We start from the raw sequence: 11,580 nt of genomic DNA, 5'->3' as shown, positions 1-11,580 counted from the left end.
TTTTACAACAGGACAAGGTCGAATAGCACAATTGGTTACATGTCACCTGAGCAATTTGAGCAGCTATACTACCAGCAAGTTGCATAACTTAGTGACGTCCACTTTCTTGACAGAAGAGCAAAAGGGTAGTTATTTTCGGAATATCTGTCAGTTTTGCTGGAAACGGACGGAATTACCTACATGTTATCCAGCTATTTAACTAAATCGGGGAAATCGTGCTGATTTAACTGTGCTTTTTCCATCTATCCTCGGGGAGAGTTCAAACATTAGCTACTTGGCCACCACCAATATCCCTATCTTGCAACTGTCATTCGCACAAGCTAGTTAGGTTATTGATTCATCATGCCGATGATTCAAACGGAGGCATATCAGAAATTGAAAATAACCATGGGAACATGTACATTAGACTTAGATATGAAATGAAATGGGAGTGAGAGCATGGATGTGAAAGAAGCAATCCGTCAGCGGCGCAGCATTGGGAAGCTTAAGCAGGATCCCATCGAGCACGCGCTGATCGAAGAGATATTAGAAGCTGCTGTCTGGGCACCGAATCATGCGAATACGGAGCCTTGGCGGTTCTGGGTGATGACGGGTGAAGGCAGAAAGCTGTTGGGACGCGGGTATGCCGAAGTTGCCATTACGGAAGCGAAGGCAGGTGCAGATGCGGCACTGTCGGAGGAAGAAGAAGAGCAGCTGCGCAGCAGCAACGAGAAAAAAGCTTTCCGAGCTCCGCTCGTGATTGCTGTAGCTGTCTCCCCGGCTGAGAAGCCCGTCGTACCCGTAATTGAAGAATACGCGGCTGTTCATTGCGCCATACAGAATATGATGCTAGCTGCGCATGCCTTGGGCTTGGGCACCATCTGGCGTACTGGTGATCCCACGTATCATCCGAAAATGCAAGAGAACTTCGGCCTCTCAGGCAAAGAAGAAATGGTCGGTTTTATTTACATTGGTTATCCGGAAGTTATACCAACGAAAGCAGCGCGTGTCCCTTTTGCCTTAAAAACGCAATGGATAACGGAGTAACTACTCCGGGGCAACACGCTCATGGAAGGGAAGTGTGACTGTGAATACAGAGCCTTCCCCTAACTGACTGCTCACTTCGATGGTCCCTTTATGGGCCAATATCAATTGTTTGGCGATAGCGAGACCAAGTCCCATACCGCCGCTGTTACGGGCACGAGCTTCATCCATCCGGTAGAAACGCTCGAACAAGAAGGGTAAATGTGCCCCATCAATGCCCATGCCTGTATCGCGAACGGAGAGACGAAGGTGTTGGTCGTCATGCTTCTCTATCCAAACTTCCACTCGGCCGCCCTCGGTGGTATACCGAATAGCATTGGTCAGCAGATTATAGAACACTTGGGTTATGCGATGAGCATCGACCCACAGAACCGTATTTTCAGCAGCACAATGAAGGGAGAGTTTCACATCCTTACGCTGTGCATCCGGTGCGAAATGTTCCACGATGCGCCCAAGAAGGCTAAGCATATCAACAGGCTTCCGCTCCAGCGGAAGCTTTTTGGCTTCTGCCAGCGACAGCTGATGGAGATCATCAACGAGCCGCGTTAGCCGTATCAGCTCGTCCTGTAGCGGCAGCAGCACCTCTGGTGCAAGAGGCTTCGCCTCCTGCTGGAGCAGTTCGAGTTTGCCGCTGATGATGGTCAGCGGTGTGCGCAGCTCATGTGCCACATCAGCGGCCATGTTACGGCGCAGTGATTCTGCTTGGTCCAGTTGGGCCGACATCACATTAAAGGCTTCAGCTACCTTGCCATACTCATCCTGGCTGGTCACAGGCGCTTGAATGCCGTACTCCCCTTTGCCCAATCGATCCAGCACAGGAATGAGCGCTCGAAGAGGAGCAGTCAGCCTTCGAGCGAGCCAATAGATCAGAAATAGGGAAACTAACACGAAGACGAATGTTCCGATCATGAGGAGAAAACGGGTTGAGCTGAGAACGCCGATGCGCAGCTGAGAGATGACTTCCGCGCCTGCATCATGGTAAATCAGCGTAGCAATCCGCCTCTCGCCTAACATGAGGTTACTTCGAATACCGAATGTCTGAACCTTTTTGGAAGGAGTATCTCCACTCGTTAACAGAACACGGGAATCCGAAGCCAAAAGGATCACACTAGCCTCCTTTACGCCTAAGATTTTCGGAGGGTGAGCCGTCCAATAGGCTTCAATTCCTGTCCACGCGTCTCCGTTCGTTTGATAATACTGCGCAAGAGACTGTGAGATTTCGCCTATTTCATCCTTCCGTGAGGCTTCAACCATTACCTGCAGCACATCCCTCATCAAGAACTGCGTGACCACTGCAAAGATGATGCCCATCCCTACAATAAAGGCAATCATCATGATAAAAAGCTTACGCCGGACACTCATAGCCGATCACCGAAGCGATACCCAAACCCATATACGGTTTGCACAAAAAGAGGGGCAGACGGATTGTCCTCTATTTTCTTCCTCAGATGACTAATATGCGCATCTACCGTACGTTCATCGTTTAGAAAATCATCCTCCAACGCGCTTTGCAGCAATTGAAGTCGACTGTAAACGATCCCAGGTCTTGCGGCTAGTGTAAGAAGCAGCTTAAATTCTGTTGGGGTGAGCGAGATGTCTTGACCCCGTTTGCGCACGAGGCATTTCGCTTCATGAATCGTCAGATCGCCACGCTGAAGCTCCTCGGTGTCGCCCTCATCATGGACAGCGAGCCTTCTCAGAACGGAGCGAATACGGGCTGCCAGCTCCCGCAGCGAAAATGGCTTCGTTAAATAATCATCGGCGCCGACCTCAAGTCCCACAATTTTGTCCGTCTCATCCGTTCGCGCCGTCACCATGATAATCCCAATGTGGCTGGATCCGCTGCGCAAACGTCGACAGACCTCGATTCCGCTCATTTCCGGCAGCATCCAATCTAGCACCACGAGTGCAGGTTTATGTTCGCCAGCAAGTGCTAAAGCTTGTGCTCCTGTTGTAGCTGTAACAATATGAAAGCCTTCCTGATGCAGGTAGGGCTCCATGAATTCAAGCACCTGCCGCTCATCATCGACGAGTAAAAGCGTGTGAGTCATGCCAATAATCCTCATTTCCGTAACGAATTATGCTTAGTATACCTTTACTCTACCTGCTTGTGGGGACATTCATCCAAATCGCAATGGATCTTCACAAGTTCGCAACATGATGCAAGTATAATGCTCCTTAGTTAACCACTTAGGGAGGATTATTGATGACAAAATTAAGTCCAATCGGCATGAAATGGTTAAAAATTGTGCATATCTCACTTGTAGCGCTGTTCTTTGGCGGCATAATGAGTTCATTAGCTTTAAATATGGGCATTAGTCTTGCTACTTATGATGATACATTGGCCACTTACAAAAGAATTGTGATCATCAGCGACAGCATTATTCGAACCGGGGCGGTAGGTACGCTGCTTGTGGGCTTTTTGTACGGGCTGCTGACCAGTTGGGGATTCTTCAAGCACCGGTGGGTCACTGTGAAATGGATTCTTTTTGTCGGACAGACCATCATTGGCATATTCGTTGTGGATAAGTTGATGCTGGCCAATATGACCCTCTTAGAGACAGAGAAAGCACTGGCACTGACCAACCCAGAATTTCTGCATAACCAGACGTTGCGTCAATATGCTATCTATTTTCAAGTCGCTGTCACGGTGTTTATTATTTGTGTTTCGGTGATTCGGCCATGGAAAAAGAAAAAGCAGGCGGTTGCAGGCTAATTGAAGTTGATTATCAACTTTAATTCCGTCTGTTGTTATACAAAAAAACTCGCCCCCACGAGAGGAGCGAGTCTATTCTAGTTCTTTAGCGCAACCGCGATCCTTGCGGCGGTCTGCGCATTGTGATAAACGAGCGCGATGTTCGTCTCCAGGCTGCGGCCCTCCGTCAGCTGCTTAATCCGCGCTAGCAAGAAAGGCGTGACCTTCTTCCCGGTCACATTTTGCTCTTTGGCCTCATTCAGCGCCTGCTGGATGACGGCCTCGATTTGGGCATGGTCCATAGCAGATTCCGCTGGGACCGGGTTAGCGATGACGGCGCCGCCGCTAAGGCCGAGCTCCCACTTCGTGCGGAGCATGGCGGCCACGTCAGCCGCCTCATCGAGGCGGAAGTCTACGCCATAGCCGCTCTCGCGGGCGTAGAAGGACGGGAACTCGCTCGTTTGGTAACCAACCACGGGCACGCCGTGTGTTTCCAAGTACTCGAGCGTACGTCCGATGTCGAGGATCGATTTCACGCCAGCGCAAACGACAGCGACGTTGGTTGCCGCGAGCTCCGTCAAATCAGCGGAGATGTCCATGGAGGATTCTCCCTCGCGGTGGACACCGCCAATACCGCCGGTAGCGAACACTTCGATGCCAGCAAGGGCAGCGCCGATCATCGTTGCAGATACCGTGGTTGCACCGATTTTGCCCGAGGAAAGGATGTACGGGAAGTCGCGGCGGCTCACTTTTTCCACATGGCCATTCGTTGCAAAAGCTTCGAGCTCCTGCTCGTTTAAGCCAATCTTAATTTTACCGTCCATAATGCCGATGGTTGCTGGAACAGCGCCATTATCGCGGATAATTTGCTCCACTTTTTTCGCCATTTCAATGTTTTGCGGGTAGGGCATGCCGTGAGAAATAATGGTCGTTTCCAACGCCACGATTGGTTTATTGTTCGCGAGAGCTTCCTTCACTTCATCGGTAAAAGTTAAATATGAGTTAGATAACATGGGTTTAGTCTCCTTTGGTCATGGTGTTCATCGTAAGTTGTAGGCGTTCCTCGTTCAGCTCGCTGGACGTGGATTGACTAGTTTGAAGCGTTATGTGAGCAGCAGCAAGACCGAATTCGCAAGATTTCATATAGGATTTTTGATGGCTAACTCCGTAGACAATACCCGCTAAGAAGGCGTCGCCTGCGCCTGTAACCTCAACAACCTGGGTAGGAATGGAGGGAAAGAAATGTTCCCCTTCTTCTCCCGCATAGTAGACCCCTTGGCTCCCAAGTGTAATGAAAACATGCTTCACACCGCGATCTCGAATGGTTTGAGCAATTTTGCCATGATCAGGCTCTACATAAAATATATCAATGACATCCTGATCCATGGTTAAGGGAGTTTGTGCGAGTTGAACAGCTTCTTCTAAATTCGGGAAAATAGCCGTTACACCAGAAAGGTCTGTCGGAAGCTTCTTCGATTTCTCCGAAGATACAGGATCAATGAAGAGGGGGATATTCTCCTCCTGGCAGCGACGAATCAGCTCCTCCAAGGTGTCGGTAGGTAGATTGGTATCTGCAATCACAAGTTTGGCAGCGGCAATATGGGACCATTTATCGCGAAGCATCGCGGGTGACAATTTATCGTAGATGTCCATATTGGCAAAAGCGAGAAACATCTCCCCTGAAGTATCCAGGAGCGCGGTGTAGGACCCCGTATTCTCGCCATTCAGCACGATGGCTTGGCTGACATCAACACCACGGCGCTTTGTTTCCTCCAGCACCCACTGGCCTGCTTTGTCGTCGCCAACCACAGTAAGGAGTGCGGTTTGACAAGCCAATCCAGCTAAAGCTTCAGCGATATTGCGAGCAACGCCGCCACAAGATTCGGTTACCGTTACAGGGTTTGAGGAAGCTAGGCGGATCGCATGCTTGCTTGTGGCTTTGCTGTCGAGATTGGCTCCGCCGATGCAATAAATCATATGTTCATCCGAGGTGACATACGCTCTGCCGCGAATCGTCCCCTTTTTGGTCAAAGAGGCAATATAACCAGCCACAGCGGAGCGGGAGATCCCGATAATACCGGCCATTTCATGCTGGGAAATGAATGGATTTTGACGGATAAGCGCTAGGATTTGCTGTTCGCGATCCATGCAAAGCAACCCTCCTTCGTCGTTCTCCCCTTATTCTAACGCACCTCAAAACAAAAGTCTATCATATAAACAAATGTTTATAGTTGCATACCAAAAAGCCCGTTCCCGAATCAGGAACTAGGCTTCATTAGTGGCTATGCATGCTAAGCAAGCAGCTATTCCGAATACGAAGAGTTGGAGCGTGACCCCAGTCCGAGCAATCCAAGTAACCCCAATAAACCGAGATAACTGTACCAAGGTTTCGTTTTATCTTTTGGCTTAGCAGCGACAGATTGTGCTTTAAGGGTGGAACTATTCAGGGTTGTTGGTGGGGTAATACCATAAGCGGCAGCGTAGCCATTCAAGTTCGTCATTGGGAGTAAACGAGTGTCTGCCCCTGGCATGCCAAAGGGATTGGTTTGATACATCGTGGCAGAGCCACTCTTTACATGCTGTAAATTGTCGCTCTCTGTCACATGCGTATTGTGATCGTGGGCGTGCAACCGATATTGATGTTCACCGAGCAGAAGCGAAAAAGTAAGGAAAGAAATCGAAGCTAATTTGACAGAGCGGGTAACCATTATCCATACCTCCAGGTATTTAGTAGATAGGGGTCATTCAGTGTAGGTAAGCATATATTCCCCTGCGAATGAGAAGTTATACATGAGAATCAAGGAGGTAATGGAGGCACTTGTCGTGTAGAACAAAAAAGAACCGTTTCCTCCTAGATAGCTAGGAAGACAACGGTTCTGGCATAGTTTTATTTTACTTCGTGATGGTCACTTGAACCGTCGTTCTCATATTGCCATAAGTAATGGAAATACGTGCGGTTCCTTTACCAGTTGCTTTAATAACGCCATCCTTAACGTCTGCGTTCATGATGTTGGATGTTGTCCATAATGCTGGTTTGGTAACATCATCCTCAGATCCATCCGAATAGGTTGCTATAGCTTCGACTTTGGCGGTTTCGCCTTCCTTCAGCGTAAGCTTAACGATGTTGGTTTTCAAATATTTCAAGGTATCGATTTCAACAGGAATAGAGACCGTTTTACCACCGAAGGATCCCGTGATGGTTGTTTTTCCTGAAGCAGTCGCTGTGAAAAGACCTTTTTCAACCGTACCTAGCTTATAAGAAGAAACTTTCCAAGTTGCGCTATCCGTGACGTCTTTCGTTGAGCCATCGGACAATGTTGCGGTTAATTTTAGTTGCGTTTCAGATCCGCTTTTCGTTACAAAAAAAGATTTATTCGCTGTTAAGCTATCAATCACACCGATTTCAACGGGTACAGAGACTGATTTTCCACCATAAGTTGCCGTAATGGTTGCTTTACCGCGGGCAACAGGTGTAACAAGACCCTTAGATACGGTAGCAATGCTTGTATTGCTGGACTTCCATTCTACATCGGTCGTTACTAAAACATCTTCGCCGTCGTCATCTGTTGCTGTAATTTTAATCAATCTCGTTTCATTTAAATCAAAAACCAAGCTAGCTACATTGGATTTTAACTCATTAGCCATATCCACTTTTACTGGAATCGTAACTGTTTTGTTGTCCAGTTGAGCGGTAATTGTAGTTTCACCGGACGCGATGGCTTTTACGACACCCTTGTCAACAGTAGCGGCTTTAACATTACTGCTTGTCCAAATGACATCAGCGGTTACCGTTTTCTTGGTATCATCGGTATACATTGCTTCTGCAGTAAGGGTTGCTGTTTCGGCCTTCTTCATCGTTAATTTCTCTTGGTTAATCGTAAGAGTCTTCAATTCGCCTACCGAAACTTGTACAGTTGCTTTACGCGTACCGTATTCAGCAGTCACCGTAGCAGCCCCGTTAGCAATACCCGTAATGATACCGTCACGAACCTCAACAACATCTTGGTTACTTGATGTCCATTTAGTTTTGTCATTCAGATCGTCATCCGTGCGGCCTTTGAAATTCGCAGTAACTGTGACAGTAGTAGAATCTCCGACTTGCATATTTACTGTTTTCTTGTCTAATGTGATGGTGTTAGGGATGTCAACTTCAACTCGAGTTGTCGTCGTTTTGCCGCCATAGGTAGCCGTTACATTCGCAACACCAGCTTTATACGGTTTGATAAGTCCATTCGTTACCGTAGCGATTTCTTCATTATCTACACTCCATACGGCTCTATCTTTTACGAGATTATCTGTTGTGCCATCGGCATAGGTTGCAAATAACTCAACTTGCTGAGTTTCATCTGTTTTCAAGACAACGAGCTCGCTGCTCACGACCAAACGACGTGGAACCTCAACGTCAACTTTCGCTGTGACTGTTTTGTCGCCATACTTCGCAGAGATCGTTGCTTCGCCAATTGCGTTCCCGATGAGCTTGCCTTTGGTTACAGAAACGATACTCTCATCGCTGGAAGTCCATTCTGCACGTTCCGAAATATCCGTAGGCGTAGTGCTTGTTGGATAGGTAGCGTTAAGCTTTAACGTGCCTGTCCCATTTTTCTTTAACAAAATACTTTGTTTATCTAACTCAAGTTTCACCGTGCTATCCACATCAACCGTAATTGTCGTTGATTTGGTACCATAGGTTGCAGTTAAAGTCGCTTTACCAACACTGTATCCGGTAATTGTTCCTTTAAGGGCATCTGCTACCTCTGGCTTGTCGGATGTCCATACCGCTTTCGCAGCTACGTTATCTTTCGTGCCATCCGGGTATGTCGCCGTTAATTCAAGCACGGAAGTCCCCTTAAGAAGTAAGGAAACATTGGATTTCTCTGCATCAAGACGACGTACAACCTCGACATCGACATCCAAAACGATCGATTGATTCATATGAGTTACCGTGATGGTCGTGCTTCCCGGGTTTTGTCCTTTAACTAGACCATTCGTCACCGTAGCGACAGAGCTGGATGCGACTGTGTAGTCTGCTTTACTTGTTACATCTGCAGAAGTACCGTCGTCATAATAAGCTGTTATCAGCACTTGGCTCGTTCCATTGAGACGAAGATCAATGGCTTGCTTGTCGGTGGTTAACGATTTAACTTTTTTCGTAACCGTTACGTTAACGATAACAGTCTCTCCAAGATAGGTGGCCGTAATGACGGCTTTACCTTCTTTTTTGGCTGTCACGACACCCGCGTAGACAGTTGCTACATCGGTCGTGCCGGAGTTCCAATCGGTTTTGACCGTTGCATTCTCCGTGGAGCCACTTGTGAAAACGGCCGTTGCTGTCAGATTAGCTGTATCGCCAACCTGCAAGTTAAGTTCATTTTTGTTCAGAACTAATTTGGAAATGTCATTCGCGGCGAAAGCACTTCCGGTGAAAATAGCCTGACTTGCAAGAACGAAAATGACGACTAGGGACAACCACTTACTTTGAGAAAACCATTTCATGCTTCATTTCCCTCCATTAAAGCTGTTGCTAGAATCTGCTTGCTGAAAATAGATATCTATTTTATCGGCATTTCATCGCGAAAAATGAAGGGAAATGATGATTTAATTTGTTGAGATTTTGTTGATTATGTCGAAAAAGAGAACCCCACCATCTACACGCGCTTGCGGGGAGGGTGCTCAACGCGTTAACCGCGTTTCACAATTTTGAAATTATCTTGGAGCAGCAGCCAGTTCTGCGGGAACTTGAGTCCAAGCTTCCAATAACTAATGCCGCGAAGTCCGAGCTCTTCGATCAAACGGAACTTAGCTTGAATAGAGCGAGCATCCTCGAACCAGACGGTATGCTCCTTTCCCGCGTCATCCCAATAGTTAAAATGTGGCGCTTGCGCGGTGTAGTCATATAAAATTTGCGCGTTATACTTGCGGGCCAGATCAATAGCTGCCTGCGGTGAAATCGCTTTGGCGTAGGCGCCGCCTTGGACAAAGGGCAACGTCCAGTCGTAGCCGTACAAATTTTGACCCATCATGATTTTGGAAGAGGGCATTTCACTGCGTGCGTACTCCAACACTTTGCGAACAGGTCCAATCGGGGAAACGGCCATAGGTGGCCCGCCACTGTAGCCCCATTCGTAAGTCATGATGATGACAAAATCCACAATTTGGCCATGGGCTTTATAATCATGAGCTTCGTACCAAGCACCAGCTTGTGTTGCACTTGTTTTGGGTGCGAGTGCCGTGGATACGAGATAGCCTTTCTGATGGAAGCGATCTACCGCTTTGCGAAGGAACTTGTTATACGCCTCGCGGTCCGCAGGGAGAAGATGTTCAATGTCAAAATGAATATCTTTAAATCCAAGCTTATCCGCTGTCGTCTCGATAGTATCGAGCAAACGATTTTGAACAGCTTCGTCCGTTAGGATCACATGCCCCAGTTCTGCGCTGAATTGATCATTCTCGAGGTTGGTGACCACCATCATGAGGGTGACGCCATGCTGCTGAGCGATTTCTCGCAAATCGTTAAGTGGAGGATTAACCAAGGTTCCATCTCGGTTAATGCGGAAGCTGAAGGGAGCTAAGTAGGTCAAATGAGGTGCGGATTCGCGGGCAGCTTGAACGAGAACAGGTGACACATCCGTCCCTCTAGGTTCAATATAGGCATTAACTTCGGCTTGTCTGCGTGGGGCAGGGGGGATATATAATCGATAACCGCTGGGCAATGGTTGATATAGCGTAAGTCCGTTAGTAGATGCGAGCACATCTAGGTCAATGCCGAGCTTTTGTGCGATTCGGTAGAGGCCCTCACCAGGCTGTACCCAATAGTAGGAGCCAACAATCGGAATGACTAATGCCTGTCCGATGACTAACGATTGAGAGGGAGTTAACTCATTCGCCTCTGCGACCTCCTCGACCGACATGCCGTAGGCTTGCGAAATACGATACAACGTTTGCCCCTTTTGGACAACGTGAATTTGCATAAGTTATGCCTCCTTAAAAAAATGACCGAGCCGCCCTACATGGTAGTCTCAGTGGCTGAAACTCGCTAAAGCGCAATTGAGACACCCAAGGTGGGAGGCTCAGGAAATGGGGAGTCGGAAATGACTGTATCCGAGCCTGCTTTTCGATAAAACTAACCTCTTAACCGTGATCGCTCATCCCTGGAATGACCTCGTCAAAGGTTTTCTCATATGTTATTCCGCTGATAGGCGTTAGGTGAATGTCTTGGGGGAAACTTAGGGGAAAAAGATAAAGAGCTCGCCTCTGGAGCCCCTAGGTAGGGGCAATGTTGTCAGGTTGGGTAATCGGGTGGCATTTCGGCAGATGAGATATTGCTGGCGCGGGCGGGATGCCGAGGACTTGGGGGAGCGAGAGGTTTGTAGGCGTGAAGACAGCGTGGGTTAGCGGCAGGGAGTGGTGGGATTGCTCATTTTCTTTAAGCCCTCACCGCGTGCGCCTCTCGGCCACACGTCGGCTGTGAAACTTCCTCTCCCCTTACTCAAAAATGCAAAAATACAACCTTTTCTACTCATTTATGGTCGAATGGACTAAATGCGTGCAAATAGGCAACCTTTTTTACGTATTTCAGGATAATCTCCTGAGATCACTCTAAATTGATGCCTATTTGCATCAATTTCAAAAGATGGGGGAGGAATCCATTCGGAAAGTGCTTTTTTGCATTTTTGACAGGGGAGGGGATTAATTACATTACTCGACTTTTCCCACATTCTTTTTAGCGTGACAACTATTCAATTAATCTCAATACACACATAATCTCACATTACGCAGCTAACACAGATAACAGAGATAACACAGATAACACGGATAGCACAGATAGCACAGATAACACAGATAACACAGATAGCACGGATAGT

At 47.8% G+C, this 11,580-nt stretch carries 9 protein-coding genes; 2 read left to right on the top strand and 7 right to left on the bottom strand.

From position 1 onward, the window contains the following. Window positions 1–438: 438 nt before the first annotated feature. On the top strand, window positions 439–1,026 hold the full coding sequence (locus HQN88_RS33980; RefSeq protein WP_173120615.1) for a nitroreductase family protein: 588 nt from the start codon (window positions 439–441) through the stop codon (window positions 1,024–1,026). Here the strand turns inward: HQN88_RS33980 and HQN88_RS33975 are convergent, their stop codons facing one another. Then, window positions 1,027–2,385 carry a sensor histidine kinase gene (locus tag HQN88_RS33975; protein WP_173120613.1) on the bottom strand — a complete coding sequence of 453 codons (1,359 nt, stop codon included), beginning with the start codon at window positions 2,383–2,385 and terminating at the stop codon, window positions 1,027–1,029. Continuing rightward, the gene (locus HQN88_RS33970; protein ID WP_173120611.1) at window positions 2,382–3,074 is read right to left on the bottom strand and encodes a response regulator transcription factor; all 693 of its coding nucleotides are present in this window, start codon (window positions 3,072–3,074) and stop codon (window positions 2,382–2,384) included. The genes HQN88_RS33975 and HQN88_RS33970 overlap by 4 nt, the downstream gene beginning before the upstream one ends. Window positions 3,075–3,229: 155 nt before the next feature. Here HQN88_RS33970 and HQN88_RS33965 point away from each other — a divergent pair, with 155 nt between their 5' ends. Beyond that, on the top strand, window positions 3,230–3,739 hold the full coding sequence (locus HQN88_RS33965) for a DUF2269 family protein (protein WP_173120609.1): 510 nt from the start codon (window positions 3,230–3,232) through the stop codon (window positions 3,737–3,739). 77 nt (window positions 3,740–3,816) lie between these two features. Here the strand turns inward: HQN88_RS33965 and HQN88_RS33960 are convergent, their stop codons facing one another. The 5 genes from HQN88_RS33960 to HQN88_RS33940 form a co-directional block, all read right to left on the bottom strand. Then, complete coding sequence (locus HQN88_RS33960) at window positions 3,817–4,731, bottom strand: pseudouridine-5'-phosphate glycosidase (protein WP_173120608.1); 915 nt, start codon at window positions 4,729–4,731, stop codon at window positions 3,817–3,819. Window positions 4,732–4,735: 4 nt separating this feature from the next. Continuing rightward, complete coding sequence (locus tag HQN88_RS33955; protein WP_173120606.1) at window positions 4,736–5,866, bottom strand: carbohydrate kinase; 1,131 nt, start codon at window positions 5,864–5,866, stop codon at window positions 4,736–4,738. A gap of 155 nt (window positions 5,867–6,021) precedes the next feature. Then, window positions 6,022–6,426 carry a hypothetical protein gene (locus HQN88_RS33950; RefSeq protein WP_173120604.1) on the bottom strand — a complete coding sequence of 135 codons (405 nt, stop codon included), beginning with the start codon at window positions 6,424–6,426 and terminating at the stop codon, window positions 6,022–6,024. Window positions 6,427–6,610: 184 nt separating this feature from the next. Beyond that, window positions 6,611–9,211: an Ig-like domain-containing protein gene (locus tag HQN88_RS33945; protein ID WP_173120602.1), complete on the bottom strand. Its 2,601-nt coding sequence runs from the start codon at window positions 9,209–9,211 to the stop codon at window positions 6,611–6,613. A 185-nt stretch (window positions 9,212–9,396) separates the two neighbouring features. Further along, on the bottom strand, window positions 9,397–10,686 hold the full coding sequence (locus HQN88_RS33940; RefSeq protein ID WP_173120600.1) for a glycoside hydrolase family 18 protein: 1,290 nt from the start codon (window positions 10,684–10,686) through the stop codon (window positions 9,397–9,399). Between the last annotated feature and the right edge of the window lie 894 nt (window positions 10,687–11,580).

The sequence above is a fragment of the Paenibacillus qinlingensis genome, assembly GCF_013204845.1.
In the GTDB taxonomy this organism is placed as follows: Bacteria; Bacillota; Bacilli; order Paenibacillales; family NBRC-103111; genus Paenibacillus_E; species Paenibacillus_E qinlingensis.
The sequence above is the reverse complement of the archived record's forward strand: the minus strand, read 5'-3'. Positions and strand labels throughout refer to the sequence as shown.